General features: G+C 60.8%; 26 protein-coding genes. 15 read left to right on the forward strand and 11 right to left on the reverse strand.

Annotated features, from left to right (window positions below; translation table 11 throughout):
- Positions 1 to 103 precede the first annotated feature (103 nt).
- From ACFZPT_RS11865 to ACFZPT_RS11875, 3 genes are all read right to left on the reverse strand, one after another.
- Positions 104 to 931: an ATPase gene (locus tag ACFZPT_RS11865; protein WP_034114963.1), complete on the reverse strand. Its 828-nt coding sequence runs from the start codon at positions 929 to 931 to the stop codon at positions 104 to 106.
- Positions 932 to 1,058: 127 nt separating this feature from the next.
- On the reverse strand, positions 1,059 to 2,057 hold the full coding sequence (locus ACFZPT_RS11870; RefSeq protein WP_034114964.1) for an NAD(P)-dependent oxidoreductase: 999 nt from the start codon (positions 2,055 to 2,057) through the stop codon (positions 1,059 to 1,061).
- Between the two features lie 52 nt (positions 2,058 to 2,109).
- Positions 2,110 to 3,003: a LysR family transcriptional regulator ArgP gene (locus ACFZPT_RS11875; RefSeq protein ID WP_034114965.1), complete on the reverse strand. Its 894-nt coding sequence runs from the start codon at positions 3,001 to 3,003 to the stop codon at positions 2,110 to 2,112.
- Positions 3,004 to 3,101: 98 nt separating this feature from the next.
- On the opposite strand from ACFZPT_RS11875, the gene ACFZPT_RS11880 reads away from it, so the two are divergent.
- The 7 genes from ACFZPT_RS11880 to ACFZPT_RS11910 all read left to right on the forward strand — a co-directional run bounded on the left by ACFZPT_RS11880 (position 3,102) and on the right by ACFZPT_RS11910 (position 10,662).
- Entirely contained in the window at positions 3,102 to 3,503 is a 402-nt protein-coding gene (locus ACFZPT_RS11880) for an ACT domain-containing protein (protein ID WP_034114966.1), read from the forward strand.
- 5 nt (positions 3,504 to 3,508) lie between these two features.
- A complete protein-coding gene (locus tag ACFZPT_RS11885) occupies positions 3,509 to 4,108 on the forward strand; it encodes a LysE/ArgO family amino acid transporter (protein ID WP_034100080.1) in 600 nt (199 codons plus the stop codon).
- A gap of 178 nt (positions 4,109 to 4,286) precedes the next feature.
- The gene (locus ACFZPT_RS11890; RefSeq protein WP_003212997.1) at positions 4,287 to 4,883 is read left to right on the forward strand and encodes a superoxide dismutase; all 597 of its coding nucleotides are present in this window, start codon (positions 4,287 to 4,289) and stop codon (positions 4,881 to 4,883) included.
- Positions 4,884 to 5,034: 151 nt separating this feature from the next.
- Complete coding sequence (locus tag ACFZPT_RS11895) at positions 5,035 to 5,211, forward strand: hypothetical protein (RefSeq protein WP_158231144.1); 177 nt, start codon at positions 5,035 to 5,037, stop codon at positions 5,209 to 5,211.
- A gap of 235 nt (positions 5,212 to 5,446) precedes the next feature.
- Positions 5,447 to 7,498, forward strand: coding sequence for a bifunctional diguanylate cyclase/phosphodiesterase (locus ACFZPT_RS11900; RefSeq protein WP_034100084.1), 2,052 nt, complete (start codon positions 5,447 to 5,449; stop codon positions 7,496 to 7,498).
- Positions 7,499 to 7,625: 127 nt separating this feature from the next.
- Positions 7,626 to 8,969, forward strand: coding sequence for an imelysin family protein (locus ACFZPT_RS11905; RefSeq protein ID WP_034114968.1), 1,344 nt, complete (start codon positions 7,626 to 7,628; stop codon positions 8,967 to 8,969).
- Positions 8,970 to 9,207: 238 nt separating this feature from the next.
- Positions 9,208 to 10,662 carry a TrkH family potassium uptake protein gene (locus ACFZPT_RS11910; RefSeq protein ID WP_034100087.1) on the forward strand — a complete coding sequence of 485 codons (1,455 nt, stop codon included), beginning with the start codon at positions 9,208 to 9,210 and terminating at the stop codon, positions 10,660 to 10,662.
- Here ACFZPT_RS11910 and ACFZPT_RS11915 read toward each other — a convergent pair.
- Positions 10,619 to 11,677, reverse strand: a complete 1,059-nt coding sequence (locus tag ACFZPT_RS11915; RefSeq protein ID WP_034100089.1) for an AraC family transcriptional regulator — start codon at positions 11,675 to 11,677, stop codon at positions 10,619 to 10,621. The genes ACFZPT_RS11910 and ACFZPT_RS11915 overlap by 44 nt on opposite strands.
- 159 nt (positions 11,678 to 11,836) lie before the next feature.
- Here ACFZPT_RS11915 and ACFZPT_RS11920 point away from each other — a divergent pair, with 159 nt between their 5' ends.
- The 4 genes from ACFZPT_RS11920 to ACFZPT_RS11935 all read left to right on the forward strand — a co-directional run bounded on the left by ACFZPT_RS11920 (position 11,837) and on the right by ACFZPT_RS11935 (position 13,947).
- The gene (locus ACFZPT_RS11920; RefSeq protein ID WP_034100605.1) at positions 11,837 to 12,148 is read left to right on the forward strand and encodes a DUF962 domain-containing protein; all 312 of its coding nucleotides are present in this window, start codon (positions 11,837 to 11,839) and stop codon (positions 12,146 to 12,148) included.
- A 116-nt stretch (positions 12,149 to 12,264) separates the two neighbouring features.
- Positions 12,265 to 12,393, forward strand: a complete 129-nt coding sequence (locus ACFZPT_RS11925) for a hypothetical protein (RefSeq protein WP_256203855.1) — start codon at positions 12,265 to 12,267, stop codon at positions 12,391 to 12,393.
- A 72-nt stretch (positions 12,394 to 12,465) separates the two neighbouring features.
- On the forward strand, positions 12,466 to 12,648 hold the full coding sequence (locus tag ACFZPT_RS11930; RefSeq protein WP_034100091.1) for a hypothetical protein: 183 nt from the start codon (positions 12,466 to 12,468) through the stop codon (positions 12,646 to 12,648).
- Positions 12,649 to 12,750: 102 nt separating this feature from the next.
- Positions 12,751 to 13,947 carry an MFS transporter gene (locus ACFZPT_RS11935; protein ID WP_034114969.1) on the forward strand — a complete coding sequence of 399 codons (1,197 nt, stop codon included), beginning with the start codon at positions 12,751 to 12,753 and terminating at the stop codon, positions 13,945 to 13,947.
- Here the strand turns inward: ACFZPT_RS11935 and arfB are convergent.
- Together arfB and ACFZPT_RS11945 are read right to left on the reverse strand one after the other, a co-directional pair.
- Positions 13,944 to 14,357, reverse strand: coding sequence for an alternative ribosome rescue aminoacyl-tRNA hydrolase ArfB (arfB, locus tag ACFZPT_RS11940; protein ID WP_034114970.1), 414 nt, complete (start codon positions 14,355 to 14,357; stop codon positions 13,944 to 13,946). The two genes, ACFZPT_RS11935 and arfB, sit on opposite strands and share 4 nt — an antisense overlap.
- Positions 14,358 to 14,466: 109 nt before the next feature.
- Positions 14,467 to 15,888, reverse strand: a complete 1,422-nt coding sequence (locus ACFZPT_RS11945) for an amino acid permease (protein ID WP_034100097.1) — start codon at positions 15,886 to 15,888, stop codon at positions 14,467 to 14,469.
- Between the two features lie 635 nt (positions 15,889 to 16,523).
- On the opposite strand from ACFZPT_RS11945, the gene ACFZPT_RS11950 reads away from it, so the two are divergent.
- Positions 16,524 to 16,661 (forward strand): hypothetical protein, encoded by a 138-nt coding sequence (locus ACFZPT_RS11950; RefSeq protein WP_034100099.1) that lies wholly within the window; start codon positions 16,524 to 16,526, stop codon positions 16,659 to 16,661.
- A 73-nt stretch (positions 16,662 to 16,734) separates the two neighbouring features.
- Positions 16,735 to 17,694 (forward strand): hypothetical protein, encoded by a 960-nt coding sequence (locus ACFZPT_RS11955; RefSeq protein ID WP_034100101.1) that lies wholly within the window; start codon positions 16,735 to 16,737, stop codon positions 17,692 to 17,694.
- A 99-nt stretch (positions 17,695 to 17,793) separates the two neighbouring features.
- On the opposite strand, the gene rluB is transcribed toward ACFZPT_RS11955, so the two are convergent.
- The 5 genes from rluB to ACFZPT_RS11980 all read right to left on the reverse strand — a co-directional run bounded on the left by rluB (position 17,794) and on the right by ACFZPT_RS11980 (position 22,486).
- Positions 17,794 to 19,002 (reverse strand): 23S rRNA pseudouridine(2605) synthase RluB, encoded by a 1,209-nt coding sequence (gene rluB / locus ACFZPT_RS11960; RefSeq protein WP_034100103.1) that lies wholly within the window; start codon positions 19,000 to 19,002, stop codon positions 17,794 to 17,796.
- 231 nt (positions 19,003 to 19,233) lie between these two features.
- On the reverse strand, positions 19,234 to 20,148 hold the full coding sequence (scpB, locus tag ACFZPT_RS11965; protein ID WP_034114971.1) for an SMC-Scp complex subunit ScpB: 915 nt from the start codon (positions 20,146 to 20,148) through the stop codon (positions 19,234 to 19,236).
- 12 nt (positions 20,149 to 20,160) lie between these two features.
- Complete coding sequence (locus ACFZPT_RS11970) at positions 20,161 to 20,859, reverse strand: ScpA family protein (RefSeq protein ID WP_164365898.1); 699 nt, start codon at positions 20,857 to 20,859, stop codon at positions 20,161 to 20,163.
- A gap of 120 nt (positions 20,860 to 20,979) precedes the next feature.
- The gene (locus tag ACFZPT_RS11975; protein ID WP_034100108.1) at positions 20,980 to 21,609 is read right to left on the reverse strand and encodes an L-threonylcarbamoyladenylate synthase; all 630 of its coding nucleotides are present in this window, start codon (positions 21,607 to 21,609) and stop codon (positions 20,980 to 20,982) included.
- A gap of 13 nt (positions 21,610 to 21,622) precedes the next feature.
- A complete protein-coding gene (locus tag ACFZPT_RS11980) occupies positions 21,623 to 22,486 on the reverse strand; it encodes a PHP domain-containing protein (RefSeq protein WP_034114972.1) in 864 nt (287 codons plus the stop codon).
- Positions 22,487 to 22,573: 87 nt separating this feature from the next.
- Between ACFZPT_RS11980 and ACFZPT_RS11985 the strand changes: the two genes are divergently transcribed.
- On the forward strand, positions 22,574 to 23,170 hold the full coding sequence (locus ACFZPT_RS11985) for a septation protein A (protein ID WP_034114973.1): 597 nt from the start codon (positions 22,574 to 22,576) through the stop codon (positions 23,168 to 23,170).
- A gap of 1 nt (position 23,171) precedes the next feature.
- Positions 23,172 to 23,471 carry a YciI family protein gene (locus ACFZPT_RS11990; RefSeq protein WP_034100114.1) on the forward strand — a complete coding sequence of 100 codons (300 nt, stop codon included), beginning with the start codon at positions 23,172 to 23,174 and terminating at the stop codon, positions 23,469 to 23,471.
- Positions 23,472 to 23,478: the final 7 nt, after the last annotated feature.

Here is a 23,478-nt window from a genome sequence, read left to right on the forward strand (position 1 = left end):
TATTGTTTTTTGTGGGATGACCGGAGTCTAAACAAGGGCCTTGCGGGGGCATGTAACGAAGGGGATAGGAAATGTCACCGGACGGTGACATTTCCTCAAGCGATTATTGCGTCGGTGCGGCGATCTGGCGCTGCAGGTTCTGCACCTGGCTTTGCAGGGTAGTGATATTGCGCGTGGTCTGGATGCGGAACACATCGAATTCCTTGTTGGTGGGCGCATCACTGTTGAGTGGCTGAGTCTCCTGCGCACTCTTGAGCACCACCAGGTCCTGCTCAAGGCGGGCAATGGCGGCGCTTGGGTTACCCTGCTTTTTTAGCGCGGCAACGTCGGCGACCAGGTCCTTGATCTCGGCGTCGCGCTTGGCGGTATCGCCCTGGGCGGCCTTGAGCGTCGCCACGGCGTCGGTGAGGGCTTGCACCTGGCCTTGCAACTTGGCATTGGCGTTGGACAAGTCGGTGGTGCTGGCCGTCATCTGAGCCAGGCGCTTGTCCAGCTCGGTGGCCTGGCCGGCCACGCCGAGTTGCTGCTTGCCCTGCTCCAGCAATTGCTTTTCCAACTGCTGGATCTGCAATTTCAACGCTTCGCTGCCGTTGTTCACATTGGCTTCACTGGCCACAACCTTGCCGGAAATGTCCTGCAAGCGCCCGGCCGCTTCTTCGCTGATGCGCGCAAAGCTCTCCTGGGTGGCAACCAATTGCTGGCCCATCAGGGAAATCTGCTGGAAGCTCCACCAGGCCAGGCCGGCGAAGGCGATCAGCAGCGCGCCGATCAAGGCCCACAACGGCCCGGTATTGGCGCTCTTGACCTTGACCACCGGCGTCGTGCGCGAACGCACCGAGGTGGCCGGGGTGGGTTCGAAATCATCGTCGTCCCCAAGGTCGGCCCGCAGGCTGGGAACGTTGTCGAAATCGTCGTTGGCATCGTTACGCATGGATCAACCCTGAATCATTGAAATGGCTGGCTGGAACGCCGAGCGGCGGCAGTATAAACCGCCGCCCCGCCGCACCGATCGACCGGGAACCCCACATTCGGTTCCCGGTGTGTTGCCGCTTGTGACCTTACCGGGTGCCCGGATCCTGAGCCTTCCACCAGCCGCAGAACTCGTCGAGGGCGGTCCACAGGCTGACCTTGGGCTCATAGTCCAGATAATGCCTGGCCCGACTGATGTCGAGGGTGAAATCTTTGTTCATGACCTGCATCCCCAGGCGCGACAAGGCAGGCTCCGGTCGACCGGGCCAGATCGCACAAAATGCCTCGTTCAACGCTGCCACGCTGTAGGACAAACCGTAGGAACGATACCGTGTGACCTGGGGCAACTGCATTTGGCGCATCACGTAGTTCACCACATCCCACACCGGCACCGGCGCGCCATTACTGATGTTGTAGGCCTTGCCCAGTGCCGATCCGGCGGCGAGCAAACTGCTGAGCAGCGCTTCATTGAGGTTGTGCACGCTGGTGAAGTCGACCTTGTTCAGGCCGTCGCCGACGATCGCCAGGCGGTTCTTGCGCTGCATGTTCAGCAAGCGCGGGAAGATGCTCATATCGCCGGCCCCCGTCACGAAGCGCGGGCGCAGCGCCAGCACCTCAAGACCGAACTCCTGGGCGCCGAACACTTTTTGTTCCGCCAGGTATTTGGTAGCGGCATAGGGATGCTTGAAGCGCTTGGGCACTTGCTCTTCAGTCAGGCCCAAGTGGTCGCGGCCGTCAAAGTAGATCGACGGCGAGGACAAATGCACCAGACGCCGGACCCGCTCCTTGAGGCAGGCTTCGACCACGTTTTCGGTGACCAGCACATTGCCTTGATGGAAGTCCTGATACTTGCCCCACAGCCCCACGGCGCCGGCGCAGTGCACCACGGCCTCCACGTCTCGGCACAGGTCGCGCACCAGGTCGGCGTCATTCAGATCACCTTGGATAAACTCGGCGCCACGCCGCACCAGGTGCTCTACACCTTCGGCGCGTCGCCCGTTGACCCGCACGTCCAGGCCCTGCTCCAGGGCGAAACGCGCAAAGCGCCCGCCGATGAAGCCGCTTGCGCCGGTGACCAGAATCTTCATGTATTACCCCGTGTTCTTTCATTTTTCATCGCGGTTGCCTTGACGCACGCCGTCAGTCCAACGGCACCAACCATTGGCCGCACGCGTGGGCCAAATGGTCAGTCAACAAGTTCAGCAATTGCCCGCCACTGCGCCAATGATGCCAGTACAACGGCACATCGATCGGCTTATCTGGCAATAACTCCACCAACACGCCTTTTTGCAACTGGTCGCGCACCTGTAGTTCGGGGACGAGGCCCCAGCCCAGCCCAGCTTCCGTCAGGCGAATAAAGCCTTCGGACGAGGGGCATAAATGGTGTTCGAAACCGCCATCCACACCGAGCGACGCCAGGTAACGGTGTTGCAGGAAATCATCCGGGCCAAACACCAGCGCCGGGGTGCGGGCCAACTGATCGGCACGCACACCGCCGGCAAAGTGCCGCGCAATAAAGGCCGGGCTTGCCAGTGCGCGATAACGCATGGCGCCCAGCAACAGGCTACGCGCGCCGGCCACCGGACGCTCGCTGGCGCAGATGCAGGCCGCTACCTCACCGGCGCGCATGCGCTTGAGGCTGACGGCCTGGTCTTCCACCACCAGATCCAGCAGCAAGTGCTGCTCGGCGCAAAACCCACTGACCGCCTCAGCCCACCAAGTGGCCAAGCTGTCGGCATTCAAGGCGATACGCAGGCGCTCGGGCATGCCCTCTTCGTCCAGCGCCGGCACCTGACTCTGCAGGTCACGTTCCAGCAAACGCACCTGTTGCACATGGTTAAGCAGGCGACGGCCGATCTCCGTGGGCGCCGGCGGCGTAGCCCGCACCAGCACCGGTTGGCCAATACGCGCCTCCAGCAGTTTGATGCGCTGGGAAATCGCCGACTGCGACACCCCCAGCACCTGCGCACCGCGTTCGAAGCCAGCCTGTTCTACCACCGCCGCCAGGGCAGAGAGCAATTTATAGTCGAACATCAGTTTCTCTAATGAGCGATCAGCAATATTGGTTTTTCTTATACAGCTTGCGCCGGGAGAATAGCCAGCATTGCTTCTCTTTATAAGGAACCCCGCCTATGGCCGGCGAAACCGCACTGGCAACGCTGCTGCGCAGCATGAGCCCACACCTCAATGAGGGTGACTACGTATTTTGTACCCTGCCCGACGGCCGTATCCCGCCAGCCTGCGAGGTCATCGGCAGTTTCCGTGAGCAGGAGGGCCTGACCCTCATCGTCGAACGTCAGCAGGCAGAACAGGCCGGGCTGGCGTTCGAGTACGTCGCCGCATGGATCACCTTGAACGTGCATTCGGCCCTGGAAGCCGTGGGCCTGACCGCCGCTTTCGCCAGCGCCCTGGGCAAGGCCAGCATCAGTTGCAACGTGATTGCCGGCTATTACCACGATCACCTGTTTGTCGGCCGCGCCGATGCCGAGCGCGCCATGGCTGTACTGCGCCAATTGGCGGCGACCGCGGAGTAAACCTTATGTGGCAAAGCTATCTGAACGGTCTGTTGGTCGCGCTGGGGTTGATCATGGCGATCGGCTCGCAAAACGCCTTTGTATTGGCGCAGAGCCTGCGCCGTGAACATCACTTGCCCGTGGCGGCACTGTGCGTGGTCTGCGATGCAATTCTAGTGGCCGCCGGGGTGTTTGGCCTGGCGACAGTGCTGGCGCAAAACCCGTTGCTGCTGGCAATTGCACGCTGGGGCGGTGCCGCGTTCTTGCTGTGGTACGGCACTTTGGCGCTGCGCCGGGCGTTTTCCAAGCAGAGCCTGGAGCAAGGCGGCAGTCTCAAGGTCCGCTCATTGCGCGCGGTGCTGCTGAGCGCACTGGCGGTGACATTGCTCAATCCCCATGTGTATCTGGATACCGTGTTGCTGATCGGCTCGTTGGGCGCTCAGCAAACCGAGCCTGGCGCCTATGTCGCCGGCGCCGCCAGCGCGTCGTTCCTGTGGTTCGCCACTCTAGCACTCGGCGCGGCCTGGTTGGCTCCGTGGCTGGCGCGTCCATCGACCTGGCGCCTGCTGGACCTGCTGGTGGCGATCATGATGTTCAGCGTGGCCTATCAATTGATCAGCGCGTGAGCAATATTCCAAAACGCTCTGGAACCTCTATCCCACACAGTTGTTGCGTGGTTTTGCCACACCCCCGGTGCTATGATCCTGCCCCTGCGCCGCAAAGAGTACAAACTCCCCGGCGCATGTTTGGCCGCCCGTGATCGGCCTTGCGCTCACCGCAACTGACCTGATTAGGAGAATCATCATGGCTTTCGAATTGCCGCCGCTGCCCTACGCACACGATGCCCTGCAGCCGCACATCTCCAAGGAAACCTTGGAGTACCACCACGACAAGCACCACAACACCTATGTCGTGAACCTGAACAACCTGGTGCCTGGCACCGAGTTCGAAGGCAAGACCCTGGAAGAGATCGTCAAATCCTCTTCGGGCGGCATCTTCAACAACGCCGCTCAGGTCTGGAACCACACCTTCTACTGGAACTGCCTGGCGCCAAACGCCGGCGGCCAACCTACCGGCGCACTGGCTGAAGCCATCAACGCGGCGTTCGGTTCGTTCGACAAGTTCAAGGAAGAGTTCACCAAAACCTCCGTCGGCACCTTCGGTTCCGGTTGGGGCTGGCTGGTGAAAAAGGCTGACGGTTCCCTGGCTCTGGCCAGCACCATCGGCGCCGGCAACCCGCTGACCAGCGGCGATACCCCGCTGCTGACCTGCGACGTGTGGGAACACGCGTACTACATCGACTACCGCAACGTACGTCCAAAGTATGTGGAAGCGTTCTGGAACCTGGTCAACTGGAAGTTCGTTGCCGAGCAGTTCGAAGGCAAGACGTTTACTGCCTGAGCATCGCTTGCAGTATGAAGAGCCCGGCAATCGCCGGGCTTTTTCTTGGCCGCTATGATTGCCATGCCAGAAATACAGGAACCCAACGGTAATAATTAACCACATAGACATCAGGAGGAATGAACCTCCTCAATCAATGTGGAGAATGACGATGGACCCTATTTCAGCGATCTTGGGCGCACTTCCCATCGGAATGGGCCTGCTCGACAAGGGCCTGGACCTTGCAAATAGCGGTATGGAGTTGGCGAACAAACTCGCAGACATGGCCTCTCAGGGCGCCAAGATCGGCGGGGAAGCCCCCCAGCCAGAGAGCAAGATTAATTATTAAGAAAATCGTCGAACTGGAAGGCGGATCTCCTCCGCCTTCTCCCGCCCGGTCTGCGGCGCATGTGCTGCCCCTTTGCCCGCTTCTGAAAGTCCCGACATAAGTTGTCGCCGCTGCTCTTTCATCCAGCAAAACCCTCAATTTATCTCAGCCCCTAATGTCCCTTTGACTGCCATCACCAGATTGCCAATACTCATGGCATATTGAAGGCCACCCGCATGAGACAAGGAATGCCCCTTTGAAGCTGGAACTCAAGAACAGCTTGTCGGTGAAGTTGCTACGGGTTGTGCTGCTGTCGGCGTTGGTCGTGGGCGTGGCGCTGAGCGTGGCGCAGATCGTGTATGACGCCTACAAGACGCGCCAGGCCGTGGCCAGCGATGCCCAGCGTATCCTCGATATGTTTCGCGATCCCTCTACGCAGGCCGTGTATAGCCTGGACCGCGAGATGGGCATGCAGGTAATCGAGGGGCTGTTTCAGGACGACGCGGTGCGCATGGCCTCCATCGGCCATCCCAACGAAACCATGTTGGCGGAAAAAAGCCGCGCGTTGCAGCACGCCCCAAGCCGCTGGCTGACCGACCTCATTCTTGGCCAGGAACGCACCTTCACCACGCCCCTGGTGGGCAAGGGCCCTTACAGCGAGTACTACGGTGATCTGAGCATTACCCTCGACACCGCCACCTACGGTGAGGGATTTATCGTCAATTCGGTGATTATTTTCATTTCCGGGGTGCTGCGCGCATTGGCCATGGGGCTGGTGCTGTATCTGGTCTATCACTGGTTGCTGACCAAACCGCTGTCGCGGATTATCGAGCACCTCACATCCGTCAACCCGGACCGTCCCAGCGAACACAAAATCCCACAGCTCAAGGGCCACGAACGCAACGAACTGGGGTTGTGGATCAATACCGCCAATCAGTTGCTCGAATCCATCGAACGCAACACCCACCTGCGCCACGAAGCCGAATCCAGCCTGCTGCGCATGGCTCAGTATGACTTTCTCACCGGCCTGCCGAACCGCCAGAAACTGCAGGAGCAGTTGGACAAAATCCTGATCGACGCCGGCCGTCGTCAGCGCCGTGTCGCGGTGCTGTGTGTGGGGCTGGACGATTTTAAAAGCGTCAATGAGCAGTTCACTTACCAGGCCGGCGACAAATTGCTCCTGGCCCTGGCCGACCGCCTGCGCGCCCACAGCGGCCGGCTCGGCGCCCTGGCCCGCCTGGGGGGCGATCAGTTCGCCCTGGTGCAGGCCGATATCGACCAGCCCTACGAGGCCGCCGAACTGGCGCAAAGTATCCTGGATGACCTCGAAGCGGAATTTGCCTTCGAGCACGAACAAATCCGTCTGCGCGCCACCATCGGTATCACTCTGTTCCCTGAAGATGGCGACAGCACGGAGAAGTTGCTCCAAAAAGCCGAACAGACCATGACCCTGGCCAAGAGCCGTTCACGCAACCGTTACCAGTTCTATATCGCCAGCGTCGACAGCGAAATGCGCCGGCGCCGCGAGCTGGAAAAAGACCTGCGCGACGCCCTGAGCCGCGAGCAGTTTCACTTGGTGTATCAGCCGCAGGTCAGCTATCGCGAACAACGTGTGGTCGGCGTCGAAGCCTTGCTGCGCTGGCAGCACCCCGAGCACGGGCTGGTACCGCCGGACCTGTTCATCCCCCTGGCCGAGCAGAACGGCACCATTATTCCCATTGGCGAATGGGTGCTGGATCATGCCTGCCGGCAATTACGCGAATGGCATGACCAGGGCTTCACCCAACTGCGCATGGCGGTCAACCTCTCGACGGTGCAGCTGCACCACGCCGAGCTGCCACGGGTGGTCAACAATCTGATGCAAATCTACCGCCTGCCGCCACGCAGCCTTGAGCTGGAGGTCACCGAAACCGGCCTGATGGAAGACATCAGCACTGCCGCCCAGCACCTGCTGAGCCTGCGCCGTTCCGGTGCCCTGATCGCTATCGATGACTTCGGCACCGGTTATTCCTCCCTGAGTTATCTCAAAAGCCTGCCGCTGGACAAGATCAAGATCGACAAGAGCTTCGTCCAGGACCTGCTGGACGATGATGACGATGCCACCATCGTGCGGGCGATCATTCAACTGGGTAAGAGCCTGGGCATGCAGGTGATCGCCGAGGGGGTGGAAACCGCAGAGCAGGAGGCTTATATCATCGCCGAGGGCTGCCACGAGGGTCAGGGTTACTACTACAGCAAACCCTTACCAGCACGGGAGTTGGCGGTTTTTTTGAAGCAAGTCGAGCGCAATAACGCGGCCATTCTTTGACCTGGCGAAACGATACTGAATATTTCCCGCGTATAACCCTTTACACAAAATGCAAATCTTTCGCATTATGTTGCAGTTTTGCGCGGCTCCCGCGCGCCCTCTCAACAACCGAAGCAGGATGTTCGCCATGATTCGTATGCCCCTGGCCACCGCCAGTCTGCTGGCCATTGCCATTTCTCTCGCCGGCTGCGGCGAAGGTAAAGACAAAGCCGCCGCGCCCCAGGCGCCGACCCCGGCGGCCAGCACTGCCGCGCCAGCGGCGCCCGCCCCTGTCGGAAAAGTCGACGAAGCCGCCGCCAAGGCCGTGGTCGCGCACTACGCCGACATGGTGTTCGCGGTGTACAGCGATGCCGAATCCACCGCAAAAACCCTGCAGACCGCCATCGACGCGTTCCTCGCCAAGCCCAACGATGAAACCTTGAAAGCCGCGCGCACCGCCTGGATCGCCGCGCGCGTACCGTACTTGCAGAGCGAAGTGTTCCGTTTCGGCAACACCATCATCGACGACTGGGAAGGCCAGGTGAACGCATGGCCCCTGGACGAAGGCCTGATCGACTACGTCGACAAGTCCTACGAGCACGCCTTGGGTAACCCCGGCGCCACCGCCAACATCATCGCCAACACCCAGGTTCAGGTTGGCGAAGACAAGGTCGATGTGAAAGACATCACCCCGGAAAAACTCGCCAGCCTAAATGAGCTGGGCGGTTCCGAGGCCAACGTGGCCACCGGCTACCACGCCATCGAATTTCTGCTGTGGGGCCAGGACCTCAACGGCACCGGCCCAGGCGCTGGCAACCGCCCGGCCTCGGACTACCTGACCGGCGCCGGTGCTACCGGCGGCCACAACGAGCGTCGCCGTGCCTACCTGAGCGCGGTCACCCAATTGCTGGTCAGCGATCTGGAAGAAATGGTCGGCAACTGGAAACCCAACGTCGAAGACAACTACCGCGCCACGCTGGAAGCAGAACCGGCCACCGACGGCCTGCGCAAAATGCTGTTCGGCATGGGCAGCCTGTCCCTGGGCGAACTGGCTGGCGAGCGGATGAAAGTATCCCTGGAAGCCAACTCGCCGGAAGACGAGCAGGACTGCTTCAGCGACAACACCCACAACTCGCACTTCTATGACGCCAAGGGCATCCGTAACGTCTATCTGGGCGAGTACACCCGTGTGGACGGCACCAAGATGACCGGCGCCAGCCTGTCCTCCCTGGTGGCCAAGGCCGACCCGGCTGCCGATACCGCGTTGAAAGCGGACCTGGCGACCACCGAAGCGAAGATCCAGGTCATGGTCGACCACGCCAACAAGGGCGAGCACTATGACCAATTGATCGCCGCCGGTAACGACGCCGGTAACCAGATCGTGCGCGACGCCATCGCCGCCCTGGTCAAGCAAACCGGGTCGATCGAAGCCGCAGCGGGTAAGCTGGGCATCAGCGACCTGAACCCGGATAGCGCCGATCACGAGTTCTGATCAGTGCCGAGTTGAAAGAGGCGACCTTCGGGTCGCCTTTTTTATAGCCACACAAAACCATGTGAGAGGGCGCTTGCCCCCGATGGCAGTGTTTCAGTGAGGGCGGTATCGGCTGACCCACCGCCATCGGGGTTCATGCCCGCTCCCACATTTGAGTCACGGCGTTCCCGGCTACGCAGGTTTACATGCCCTGCACCCCAGGTAGAATGGCGCCTCTGCCCTATCTCGAGCGAACTTCATGGCGTTGCCGACCCTGCGCATCATCGGATTCATCATCGGCATCTTCCTGATCACCCTTGCGATCGCCATGGTCGTGCCCATGGCCACTCTGGTCATTTTCGAACGCACCAGCGACCTGCCCTCCTTTTTATGGGCCAGCCTGATCACGTTTGTCGCCGGCCTGGCGCTGGTTATCCCCGGTCGCCCCGAGCAGGTGCACCTGCGCCCGCGGGACATGTACCTGCTCACCGTCAGCAGTTGGCTGGTGGTGTGTGTGTTCGCCGCGTTGCCGTTTCTGCTGACCCAGCACATCAGTTATACCGACTCGTTTTTCGAAAGCATGTCCGGCATCACCGCCACCGGGTCCACGGTGCTGAGCGGTCTGGACAGTATGTCGCCGGGCATCCTGATGTGGCGCTCGCTGCTGCACTGGCTGGGGGGCATCGGGTTTATCGGCATGGCGGTAGCGATCCTGCCGCTGCTGCGCATTGGTGGCATGCGTCTGTTCCAGACCGAATCCTCGGACCGTTCGGAAAAGGTCATGCCGCGCTCGCACATGGTGGCGCGGCTGATCGTAGCCGCGTATGTGGGCATCACCATCCTCGGCAGCCTGGCGTTCTGGTGGGCCGGTATGGGCCTGTTCGACGCGATCAACCATGCGATGTCGGCGATTTCCACCGGTGGTTTCTCCACCTCCGATCAGTCCCTGGCCCACTGGGAGCAACCGGCGGTGCACTGGGTGGCGGTGGTGGTGATGATCCTCGGCAGCCTGCCGTTCACCCTGTACGTCGCCACATTGCGCGGCAACCGTCGGGCATTGATCAAGGATCAGCAGGTGCAAGGTCTGCTTGGCTTGCTGCTGGTGACCTGGCTGGTGCTCGGCACCTGGTATTGGTGGACCACCAATCTGCACTGGCTGGAGGCGCTGCGCCACGTCGCGCTGAACGTCACATCGGTAGTGACCACCACCGGTTTTGCGCTGGGGGACTACAGCTTGTGGGGCAATTTCTCACTGATGCTGTTCTTCTACCTGGGGTTTATCGGCGGCTGTTCGGGCTCCACGGCGGGCGGGATCAAGATTTTTCGCTTTCAGGTCGCCTATATCCTGCTCAAGGCCAACTTGAACCAATTGATTCACCCACGCGCGGTGATCAAGCAGAAGTACAACGGCCACCGCCTCGACGAAGAGATCGTGCGCTCGATCCTGACCTTTTCGTTTTTCTTCGCCATCACCATCTGCGCCATCGCCCTGGCCCTGTCGCTGCTGGGCCTGGACTGGATGACCGCCCTGACCGGCGCCGCCAGCACCGTGTCCGGCGTCGGCCCGGGCCTGGGAGAGACCATTGGCCCGGCCGGCAACTTCGCCAGCCTGCCGGACGCGGCCAAGTGGATTCTGTCCCTGGGCATGCTGCTGGGCCGACTGGAGATCATCACAGTCTTTGTTCTGTGTATCCCGGCGTTCTGGCGTCACTGACCGTCGACGCGTCCTGCAACCGCGCCCGGTACTCGCCGGGCGTGGCATCGAACCAACGACGAAACGCGCGAAAGAAATTACTCGGGTCGGCGAACCCCAACAGGTAGGCAATTTCCAGCAAGGTCATGCTCGGCTGCGCCAGGTACTGCTCAGCCAATTCGCGCCGCGTGTCGTCGAGCAAAGTTTGGAAACTGGTGCCCTCTTCCTGCAAACGCCGTTGCAAGGTGCGTTGGGACAGGTGCAGCGTCCGGGCCACGACCTCGCGCTTGGGCTCGCCCTGCGGCAGCAAGCGGCAGAGCACCTGACGCGCCTTGTGGGTCACACGGCTTTCCGAGAAGCGCGCCAGGTATTCGCCGGCAAAGCGATCATGCAGCAGCGCCATGGCTTCATTGGCCGTGGGCAGCGGTGTGTCCATATCGGCACGCTCGAAGATCAACGCGTCATAGGGCGCATTGAATTCCAGCGGCGCATGGAACGCCTGCTTGTAGGGCGCCAGGTCCAGCGGTGGTTCGCCTTGTAACAGGACTTTGCGCGGATGCAGGGTTCGCCCGGTCAACCAGCCGCATAGCGCCAGCGCACAGGCCAGGGAGGCTTCGGCGCTTTGTCGGGTTGGAGGCAGATGGTCGCCATGCACCGTCAGAATCAGCGCATAGCCTTCGGGTAACAGGCGGAAACTCAAGTCGGCACTTTCGGCAATGATGCGCTGATAGCGCACCAGCCGCATAAAGCCTTCGGCCAGGGTGTTGCTGGACATCAGCGCATAGCCAGCCACATGGAACGACGCCGGGCGCACCACTTTGCCCATGTTCAAGCCAATCGCCGGGTTGCCTGACAGCTCAACCGCGCGCTGCCACAGCCGGGTCATGGAATCCTGTGGGAAGCGCGCGTCGGGATCGCTCAAGGCGGCGTAGTCCAAACCCAGTTGCTTGAACAGGGCTTGGCAATCGAGGCCGTCCATTTCCAATGCCTTGACTATCCCCATCGCCCAGCTTGCAGAAGTTGTTCGTTCGCTCATGGCGTCTTCTTAATTAAGCAGGCTCAACGCCAGCCAGGAAGGCAAGGATACTAAAGTGGCATCTATTGTCACTGGCTGTTACCAGTGATCACTCTAGACTCAAATAAGCTCCCCGCCGAACATCTGTTGGGCGGCATAACAATCAAAGGGCCGGTCACCGTGGAAAATACCAAGCGATTCAGCAGCTTCGCCGAGTTCTACCCGTACTACTTGCAGGAACACGGAAACAGCACCTGTCGCCGCCTGCACTTTATCGGCACCACGCTGGTGATCGCCATCCTGGCGTATGCCATTGGCCGAGGTTCACTTGGCTTGCTGCTGGCGGTGCCGATCGCCGGCTACGGGTTTGCCTGGGTTGGCCACTTCTTCTTCGAAAAGAACCGTCCGGCGACGTTTCAGCACCCGTTCTACAGCCTGCTGGGGGATTTTGTGATGTACCGCGACATGATTCTGGGCAAGGTGCCGTTCTAGGTCATGTGGATATAAAAATCTTTTTGTCATTTACAGTGCTGTATCCTGCGAAAGCTTTTTGAAAGCGCGGAATCACCTGCGATTGAAAAAAACAGACTTTGCGAGGAGCGACGACAATGCACGAGATCCCTAATCTCCCCTTCCCAAGCCTGCACGAAACTGAGCAGCCAACCCCGCAACAGGCCAGCGACAAGCAGCCTGAGGCCAAAGAAGCCAAACCAGTCGACAGCGAACGCCACGACTGACGCCGTACCAGACCGTGTGGAAAGCGCACCATCGAGCGCTTTCCACACTGCCTGAAACCAAGAGATTTTCCTATGACCGACACCCTCCCCGACAACCCGGACACAGCCATCCTCGATGCGGCCTTGCAGATGGTCGAGGTGTGGAATCGCCTGAGCGCCGATAAGCAAGCCATGCTGCTCAAGCGTTTCGGCACCCAGGAAAACGCCCTGGCCGCTCTGGTGACCACGCAATTGCTGAGCCCTGCCCAAGCGTGAGCTTTTTGAACTGAGCTTTTTGTGGATTGCCGCCCTGCGCGGGCCAAACCACCGGTATCATTAGCAGCCTATCTTTACCTGCTGCGAATGTGGACCCTTCCCATGCCCGATACCCAGCGCCCCATGGCGGTCACGCTGCAAGTTGTTTCCATCGTCTTATTCACCTTTATCGGTTACCTGAATATCGGCATTCCCCTGGCCGTATTGCCAGGCTATGTGCACAGCGAACTGGGGTTTGGCGCGGTGATCGCCGGGCTGGTGATCAGCGTGCAATACCTGGCCACATTGCTGAGCCGCCCGTACGCCGGGCGCATCATCGATAACCTGGGCAGCAAGCGCGCCGTGCTGATCGGCCTGACGGGCTGCGGCCTGAGCGGTGTGTTCATGCTACTGGCGGCGTGGTTTTCCAGCCTGCCGGCGCTGAGCCTGGGTAGCCTGCTGATCGGCCGCCTAGTGCTGGGCAGCGCTGAGAGCCTGGTGGGTTCGGGCGCCATCGGTTGGGGCATCGGCCGCGTAGGCGCGGCCAACACCGCCAAAGTCATCTCGTGGAACGGTATCGCCAGCTATGGCGCGCTGGCCGTCGGCGCGCCGTTGGGGGTGCTGCTGGTCAGCCATCTGGGGCTGTGGAGCATGGGGGTGAGCATCATCCTGCTGGCCGCCGTGGGGCTGTTGCTGGCGTGGAACAAAGTCGCGGCGCCGATTGTGAGCGGTGTGCGCCTGCCATTTATGAATGTGTTGGGGCGCGTGCTGCCTCACGGCTGCGCGCTGGCCCTGGGCTCTATCGGCTTTGGCACTATCGCCACGTTCATCACGTTGTATTACACCACCCAGCACTGGGATAACGCGGTGTGGGCCTTGAGCCTGTTCGGTGCCAGCTTTATCGGGGCGCGCCTGTTGTTTGGCAACCTGATCAACCGCATCGGCGGCTTTCGCGTAGCAATCGCCTGCCTGTCGGTGGAGATCCTCGGCCTGCTGTTGCTGTGGCTGGCCCCGGACGCCAACCTGGCCCTGGCGGGCGCGGCGTTGAGCGGCTTCGGGTTTTCCCTGGTGTTTCCGGCGCTGGGGGTGGAGGCGGTCAACCTGGTGCCGGCCTCCAGCCGTGGCTCGGCGGTGGGGGCTTATTCGTTGTTCATCGACTTATCATTGGGCGTCACCGGCCCGCTGGCCGGCGCCGTGGCGGCGGGCTTCGGCTTTGCCTCGATCTTTCTGTTCGCCGCCCTCGCCGCCCTCGGTGGCTTGCTGCTAAGCCTGTACTTGTACCGTCAGGCGCCCAAAGCCCGCGAAGCACGCGACGCCTAGAAATCGACCTTGCCGCGCCCGGCCTTGATGCTGCCGCGCTTGGTCTTGGATTCCAGGCGACGCTTCTTCGAACCCAGGGTCGGCTTGGTCGGGCGACGCTTCTTCTCCACCTTGGTGGCGCTCTGGATCAATTCCACCAGCCGCGCCAGCGCATCGGCGCGATTCTGCTCTTGGGTCCGATACGACTGAGCCTTGAGCACCAGCACACCGTCGCTGGTGATGCGACTGTCACGCAGCGCCAGCAGCCGCTCTTTGTAGAACTCCGGCAGCGACGACGCAGGGATATCGAATCGCAGGTGCACCGCGCTCGACACCTTATTGACGTTCTGCCCGCCAGCACCCTGGGCGCGGATGGCAGTCAACTCGATTTCGGCATCGGGCAGGTGGACGTTGTTGGAAATCACCAGCATGGGCAATAGGTTCCTCTGGGGGCGGCCAAGGATACGCGAATGCGCTCAGCCTATGCCCTAAAACGACAAACCCGGCGCATGGCCGGGTTTGCTCGACTGCCGAAAATCCTTACTTCAGCGCAGACGCGACCAAGTCCAGACGCTGCTGCGCACTGCGTTTGTTCTTGATCCAATAACACACGGCCATAAATGCCACCCACACCGGGATCGCATACACCGACACCTGGATGCCCGGAATCATCAGCATGACCACCAGGATAAACACCACGAACGCCAGGCAGATGTAATTACCGTACGGGTACCACAGCGCCTTGAACAACGGCACCTGGCCGGTGCGGTTCATGTGTTGGCGGAATTTGAAGTGGGAAAAGCTGATCATCGCCCAGTTGATCACCAGCGTGGCCACCACCAACGACATCAACAGTTCCAACGCGTGCTGCGGAATCAAGTAGTTCATCAGCACCGCCACCAGGGTGATCGCCGCCGAGGCGAGGATCGAACGTACCGGCACGCCGCGCTTATCGATCTTGGCCAGCGCCCGCGGGGCATCGCCCTGTTCGGCCATGCCCAGCAGCATGCGGCTGTTGCAGTACGTGCCGCTGTTGTACACCGACAGCGCCGCCGTCAACACCACGAAGTTGAGGATGTGTGCCGCGGTGTTGCTGCCCAGCATCGAGAACACCTGCACGAACGGGCTGCCGCTGTAGGCATCGCCGGACGCGTTGAGGGTCGTCAATAGGCTGTCCCAGGGCGTCAGCGACAACAGCACCACCAGGGCGCCGATGTAGAAAATCAGGATGCGGTAGATCACCTGATTGATCGCCTTGGGGATCACGGTGCGCGGCTGATCGGCTTCGGCAGCGGTAAAACCGAGCATTTCCAGGCCGCCAAACGAGAACATGATGATCGCCATGGCCATCACCAAGCCGCCGACGCCATGGGGGAAGAAGCCGCCGTGGTCCCACAGGTTGCTCACCGACGCCTGCGGACCGCCGCTGCCGCTGACCAGCAAGTAGCTGCCCAGGGCAATCATGCCGACAATCGCCACCACTTTGATGATGGCAAACCAGAACTCGGCTTCGCCGAACACTTTGACGTTGGCCAGGTTGATCACATTGATCAGCACGAAGAAGGCCGCCGCAGAGACCCAGGTCGGGATCTCCGGCCACCAGTAGTGCACGTACTTGCCGACAGCCGTCAGCTCCGACATGCCCACCAGAATGTACAGAATCCAACAGTTCCAGCCCGACAGGAAGCCGGCGAAACCGCCCCAGTACTTGTGGGCAAAATGACTGAAGGAACCGGCAACCGGCTCTTCAACGATCATTTCGCCAAGCTGGCGCATGATCATGAAGGCAATGAAGCCGCAGATGGCATAACCCAGGATCATCGACGGGCCGGCGGACTTGAGCACGCCGGCCGAGCCCAGGAACAAGCCGGTGCCGATGGCGCCACCGAGGGCGATCAACTGGATATGACGGTTTTTCAGGCCACGTTTCAGTTCGCCTGAAGAGGAATCGGGTCCACTCATGGAAAGGGTCTCACGCAAGGTTTGATGATGTTGAATGCACGTTGCTGTCTTGAATCTCTGCTCAAGCAGCGCCGCTCAAACCCCAGCGCAGGCACCAGGAATACAGCGTCTTTCTAAGGGTCATGCGTCACCTGTTTGTTTTTATCTGTGACGAAATCGAACCCGTCCGGCTCGTGGCCGGGCGGAGTGATCGGGGTGGTTAATCCCAGGTTTTGGCCTTTTGCGCAGGTACGCAAAGGGGGGTCACAGTAAAACGCGCGCATTGTACACCGCTCGACAGCCTGGGGCGGCCATTGCAGCGGGCGTGCGACGATCTGTCAGGCATTCCTTACAGCACCGGATAACTCAATAATGTCGCGAACAAGGCGTAAATTAATCGTTACAGCGCGGAAAATCCTCGTTACAGCTGTAACTCACGGGAAAATTGACGCTCAGAAATTTCCTTCATGATGGCCATCCCCAGTGTCTTGAATTTCCTCGGAAAAAAATTCGCACAAAAAATCAGAACAAAAAATCCAAATGAGACCGTGTCAATAAAAATTTTGCATTCTGAAACCCCCTCACCTAGGTTTCCCACTTGCCCAGCGAGACCGCTGGCAAGTCGTTCTCAAACAACGTCCTCTAGGAGATACACCATGCAAGTACTGGAAAACGACCTGGAAACCGAACTGCAACTCGACGATTGGTTTGAAGCGCCGACCCATGAGGCCGCCGTAGAAATGATGCAAGCCGATGCCGTTGTGCCGTTTGGCACCGCGATGTGGCCTTTCTAACCCACGACAGGCATCCAGCGGGTGCTGTGCACGGCGCCCGCTCCCTTACCCAAGACATACAAGGACATCCGTCATGGACAAGGCCCGCGCCGTCGAACATTTCCTCTACTACCTGGCTCATCATCCGGCCCTCAACGGCCTGAGCTGCCCGACCGTGCTACTGGGCCATACCGAGCGCTACGACGCTATCGCCCGCGCCATTACCCAAGGCAGCGCCGGTCGCTTCAATTTCCAAGTGCAGCGCCTGGACCTGACCGCCAGCGATGCCATGGCCCAGGCCATCGAAGCCTGCGACCTGTACCTGTTCCTCTACGATTCCTCCACGCTGCCCAACCCACGCGCCGAAGGCCCGGACTTTATCCGCGCCCTGCAAGCGGTGATGGCCGAACACTGGAAGAAGTCCCTGCTGTTCAAGGATTACGGCGACTATTTCTACGATACGTTCAGCGTCGAGCCACAACGCATCGCCGACCTCAACGCCACGCTGATCCGACGCATGGGCCAGGCCACGGTGCTGAGCTTCACCGACAAGCACGGCTCACGCCTTCAGGCGCCCCTGAGCAGCATCAAGAAGTGGACGAATATCAACGGCGTCGGCAACCACGACCTGGCTCCCGGCGAGATCGCCACCCACAGTGAAGCGATTAGTGGTCAGGTGCGGTTTGTCGGCACATTCCTCAGCACCATCCCCTTCGCGCGTAAATACGGCGTGCTGCAATCACCGCTGGAGCTGTGGATCGAGAATTCGACCATCTGCAGCGTGGCCAGCGACGTGCCGGGGCTGGCCGATGACTTCAACAAATACCTCAACGCCAACCCGTCCAACCGCCGTGTGGAGGAACTCGGCATCGGCACCAATGAAGGGGTCAAGGATTTATACGCACGCAATGCCGGCTTCGAGGAGCGCCATTGCGGTTTGCATCTAGGCTTGGGGGGCGGGCAGAAAGGCAGTCATCACCTGGACTTGATCTTTGCCAGTGGGGTGTTGGCGTTGGATGACAAGCCCGTGTTCGATGGCAGGTTTGCGTTCTAGCGCCAGCTACCAGTTGCAAGCCACAAACAAAAAAAAGCGCCAACCCGTGAGGGCTAGCGCTTTTTCTTACAGCTTGCAGCTAAAAACTTACCACTGCTCTTAAGGCTTCTTGCGACCAAACCCTGGACGCTGACCGGAACCGCCCGGAGCGCCACGGCGCTTGCCCGATGGCTCGTCCGCGACCAGTTTCGGGCCAGGGCGTTTGTTCGCCGCCGGCTTGGCTGGGCGCTTGGTGCTGGCGCTGTCGGCCGGGCGATCGGCTTCACCCCGGTTGCTGCGGCCACCGGTCGGTGCAGGTCGCGGAGCGCGTGGCGCACGTTCGCCTTCCTGACGCGACGGCGCGGTCGGGCGACGCTCGCCTTCGATGTGCGGTTCGCGGGAGATACGCCCGCCAGTCGCAGGTGCATTCAGGGCCGGGCGCAGGGTGCGGGCAACGCGTTCGGTACGGGCTACCGGGCGCGACGATTTACGCTGCATCCGCTCAAGCTTGTCTTTGCTCTTGGCGTTCATCTGCGGCATCGCCACCGGGGTCAGGCCCACTTCGGCACTGAGGATGTCGACTTCGTACTGGCTCATTTCGCGCCAGCGCCCCATCGGCAGGTCGGAATTCAGGAACACCGGGCCGAAACGCACGCGCTTGAGGCGGCTGACCACCAGGCCCTGGGATTCCCACAGACGGCGCACTTCGCGGTTACGGCCTTCCATCACCACGCAGTGGTACCAGTGGTTGAAGCCTTCGCCACCCGGTGCCTGCTTGATGTCGGTGAACTTGGCGGGGCCGTCTTCCAGCACCACACCGGCCTTGAGGCGTTCGATCATCTCGTCGTCGACTTCGCCACGTACACGCACGGCGTATTCGCGGTCCATCTCGTAGGACGGGTGCATCAGACGGTTGGCCAGCTCGCCGTCGGTGGTGAACATCAGCAGGCCGGTGGTGTTGATGTCGAGACGACCGATATTGATCCAGCGGCCTTCTTTCGGCTTAGGCATCTTGTCGAACACGGTCGGACGGCCTTCCGGGTCGTCACGGGTGCAAATTTCGCCATCGGGCTTGTTGTACATGATCACGCGGCGCACCGATTCGGCGGCCTCTTCGCGCTTGATGACCTTGCCATCGATGGTGATTGCATCATGCAGATCGACGCGCTGGCCAAGGGTGGCTTCCACGCCATTGACCTTGATGCGCTTCTGGGTGATCCAGGCTTCGACGTCGCGGCGCGAGCCCACGCCGATACGCGCCAGCACCTTTTGCAGCTTTTCGCCTGCTGGGCCGATTTCCTGGCTGTCGTTCTGGTCTTTATCGTTCATCTTAAGCACCTCCCGGTGGGTCGATTCAGGCGTGGCCTGAAGAGTGTTGAAAGCGGGGCTTTGGCCGAATAGCTCGGCAAAGGGTCGCGAATCATACGCGCATGGCGCGCGTTGCGCATCAGAGAGTAGTCGATAAGCGCCAGGTCATTGATTTTTCCGCCGACCGGTGATGCCCAAAGCACCTCTGAACCCTTGTGGAAGGGGGCAAGCCCCCTCCTACATTGGACTGCGTCAGTCTTCGAACTGGCGGCGTTCGTTCTCGATGGCTTCGGCCAGGGCCCGGGCTTCGTCTTCTTCGTCGCTCAAGGGCGGTTGTTCAAGGGCGGCGACGGCGGCCAGGAGTTTTTCGCGGGCTTCGGCAACGCCGAGGATATCGTCCTCAGGTTCAGGTTCGACCTCCACGCTGACCGGGGCTTCGGGCTCGGCCTCACCATCGCGCAGCAAGTCATCGAAGTCGGTCTTGATGCCCTGCTCCATGTCGTCCAGTTCCAGCAACAGGGTGTGGAAACTGGTCTCGTCCTTCGGCTCCTCCGGCTCGGCGCTGGCGTCGGCCAGCTCCTGCAACCCCGCCGGAACCGGCGCGTCGTCGAAATCGAGTACCGGTTCGGCCTCCATTTCGCGCAATTCGGCGAGTGGCGGCAGGTCATCGAGGTTTTTCAGGTTGAAGTGGTCGAGGAACACTTTGGTGGTGGCGAACATCGCCGGTTTGCCCGGCACGTCGCGGTAGCCGACGATGCGAATCCACTCACGCTCCAGCAGCGTCTTGACGATATGGCTGTTGACCGCCACGCCACGCACATCCTCGATCTCGCCCCGGGTGATCGGCTGGCGATAGGCAATCAATGCCATGGTCTCCAGCATCGCCCGCGAATAGCGCTGCGGACGTTCTTCCCACAAACGCCCCACCCAAGGGGAAAATTTCTCACGGATCTGCAAGCGATAACCCGACGCTACTTCGCGCAGTTCAAAGGCACGGCCGTCGCAGGATTTACGCAGGATCTCCAGGGCCTTCTTGAACACCGGCGGCTCGGGACGCTCGGCCTCTTCAAACAGCTCAAACAGGCGCTCCAGGGACTGCGGCTTGCCCGAGGCCAGAAGAAAAGCCTCCAGCAAGGGGGCCAGTTCGCGAGGTTCAGTCAGATTCATGGTGTCAGCTCTTTATTCGGCTCGCGCCCGCACGTGGATAGCCGCAAAAGGCTCATTCTGGACCAGCTCGACCAAGGATTCCTTGACCAGTTCGAGGATCGCCATAAACGTCACCACCACACCCAGGCGCCCTTCTTCGGCGGTAAACAGCTCGACAAACGGCACAAACCCGCCGCCCTTGAGGCGCTCCAACACATCGCTCATGCGCTCGCGGGTGGACAGCGCTTCGCGGCTGACCTGGTGGCTTTCAAACATATCGCCCCGGCGCAGCACCTCGGCCATGGACATAAGCAGTTCTTCCAGGCTCACGTCCGGCAGCAACTTGCGCGCGCGGGCCTCGGGGGCGTCGAGCTTGGGCACCACCACATCACGACCGACGCGGCTCAAGCCGTCGATGCCCTCGGCGGCGGCCTTGAAGCGCTCGTACTCCTGCAGGCGTCGGATCAGTTCGGCGCGCGGGTCATCCTCTTCGGCCTCCACCGTCTCCGAGCGCGGCAACAGCATGCGCGATTTGATCTCGGCAAGCATGGCCGCCATCACCAGATACTCGGCGGCCAGCTCCAGACGCACCGACTGCATCAGCTCGACATAGCCCATGTACTGGCGGGTGATTTCCGCCACGGGGATGTCGAGGATATTGATGTTCTGTTTGCGGATCAGGTACAGCAGCAAGTCCAGCGGGCCTTCGAACGCTTCCAGGAACACTTCCAGCGCATCCGGCGGGATGTACAGGTCCAGCGGCATTTCCATGACCGCCTGGCCGTACACCATCGCGAACGGCAGTTCCTGCTGGGCGCCTGCCTGGGGATCGACGGATTCCACAGCCGACATTCAGGCCTCGGCCATAAAGGGCGCGGGGTCGCCGCAACCGACGCGGATCACTTCCGGCTCGCCATCGGCCAGATTGATCACGGTGGACGCCTTGGCGCCGCCGAAACCGCCGTCGATGATCAGGTCCACCTGTTTTTCCAAGAGCTGACGCATCTCGTACGGATCTTCCAGCGGCTCGGTCTCGCCGGGCATGATCAGCGACACACTCATCAGGGGCTCACCCAGCTCGGCCAACAGCGCCAGGGCAATCGGATGCTCCGGCACGCGCAGGCCGATGGTGCGCTTCTTGGGGTGCAGCAGCAGGCGCGGCACTTCGCGGGTGGCGTTGAGAATAAAGGTGTAAGGCCCCGGCGTGTGGGCCTTGAGCAGGCGGAAGGTGCCGGTATCGACCTTGGCGAACAGCCCCAATTGGGACAGGTCGCTGCAGATCAGCGCAAAGTTGTGTTTGTCGTCCAACTGACGCAAACGTCTGACCCGTTCGACCGCGCCTTTATCGCCGATCTGACAACCGATGGCGTAGGACGAATCGGTGGGGTAGATCACCACGCCGCCGGCGCGAATAATCTCCACGGCCTGTTTAATCAGGCGTGGCTGGGGGTTTTCCGGATGAATCTGGAAGAATTGACTCACGTGCTCTACCTGTTCAGACGGTGGCAATAATGGGGTCATGCTTGAATCGCCCCCACAAGAGCGGCAAATCTTCCGGGACCGGACGATACTCACCGATCTCGGACCAGCCGCCTGGGCCATGAAAGTCACTGCCGGCACTGACCAGCAGACCAAATTCGCGGGCAAGAATCGCCAGACTGCCAACCTGCTCGGCGGGTTGATGCCCGTTGACCACTTCGATAGCGTGGCCTCCCGCTCCAATATAGTCGCCGATCAGCTTGCGACGTTTGCTGCGGGTGAAATCGTAATGCCAGGGATGCGCCAGGCTGACCCAGGCCCCGGAGGCCCGCAGGGTCTCGACGGTGTCCTCCAGGCTCGGCCAGTGTTGCTTGACGTCACCCAGCTTGCCGGCGCCCAGCCATTTGCGAAAGGCTTCGGCACGGTCCCGCACGAACCCTTGGCGCACCATCCAGTCGGCAAAATGCGGACGGGCCGGCGCGTTGCCGCTGTCGCCCAGCTCCTGCTGGATGGCCCGCGCGCCGTCGAGGGCGTTGGGCATGCCTTTAAGGCCAAGCTTGCGGCTTATTTCTTCGGACCGCAGCCAACGCCCATCGTGCAAATCGGCGATGGCCCGGACCAGCGGCGCGGCATTTTGGTCGAAACCGTAGCCAAGCACATGAATAGTGGCGCCGCCCCAGGTGCAGGACAATTCCACACCGTTGACCAGTTGCATGCCCAGGGCCTGGGCCGCCGCGCGGGCTTCGTCCAGGCCTTCTAGGGTGTCGTGGTCGGTCAACGCCAGGACTCGCACGCCGTGTTCAAACGCTCGCGCAACCAGTGCCGCGGGCGCCAGGGCGCCGTCGGAGGCTGTGCTGTGGCAGTGCAAATCAACATTCACGGGGGGTTGTAACCTCAAGTCAGCTGGCGCTTTCGCTACCAAGGATGTTTGTTATTATGCCGACACATCCAGCTTCTGGCTCTTACTGTGAAACAATTCATCGACTTCATCCCGCTGTTGCTGTTTTTCATCGTTTACAAACTCGACCCCAGGGTCATCGATATCGCCGGCCATGAGCTGACCGTCGGAGGCATCTACAGCGCCACCGCAGTGCTGATCATCAGCTCTATGGTGGTCTATGGCGCCCTCTTCATCTCCCAGCGCAAACTGGAAAAAAGCCAATGGCTGACCCTGGTCGCGTGCCTGGTCTTCGGCAGCCTGACCCTGGCCTTCCATAGCGAAACCTTCCTTAAATGGAAAGCCCCGGTGGTGAACTGGCTGTTCGCCCTGGCTTTCATCGGTAGCCATTTCATCGGTGATCGCCTGTTGATCAAGCGGATCATGGGCCATGCGCTGACTTTGCCGGAGCCGGTCTGGACCCGCTTGAACGTGGCGTGGATCGCGTTTTTTATCTTTTGCGGGGCCGCCAACCTGTTTGTGGCCTTTACCTTTCAAGACTACTGGGTCGACTTCAAAGTGTTCGGTAGCCTGGGCATGACCGTGTTGTTCCTGATCGGTCAAGGTATCTACCTGTCGCGCCACCTGCATGACACCGACCCCACCACGCCGAAGACCGAGGACTGACATGCTCTACGCCATCATTGCCACCGATGTTGCCCACTCCCTGGATAAGCGCATGTCCGTGCGCCCGGCGCACGTCGAACGCCTCAAGCAGCTGCAGGCCGAAGGCCGCATCGTGCTGGCCGGGCCGCACCCTGCCGTCGAGAGCGATGACCCGGGCGAGGCTGGTTTCACCGGCAGCCTGATCGTCGCCGAATTTCCATCTTTGGCTGAAGCCAAAGCCTGGGCCGACGCCGATCCGTACGTGGCAGCAGGCGTCTACGCCAACGTGGTGATCAAACCGTTCAAGCAAGTCCTGCCTTAACCCGCAG

The sequence above is a fragment of the Pseudomonas sp. MD330_10 genome (assembly GCF_042610415.1).
GTDB classification, from domain to species: Bacteria; Pseudomonadota; Gammaproteobacteria; order Pseudomonadales; family Pseudomonadaceae; genus Aquipseudomonas; species Aquipseudomonas rhodesiae.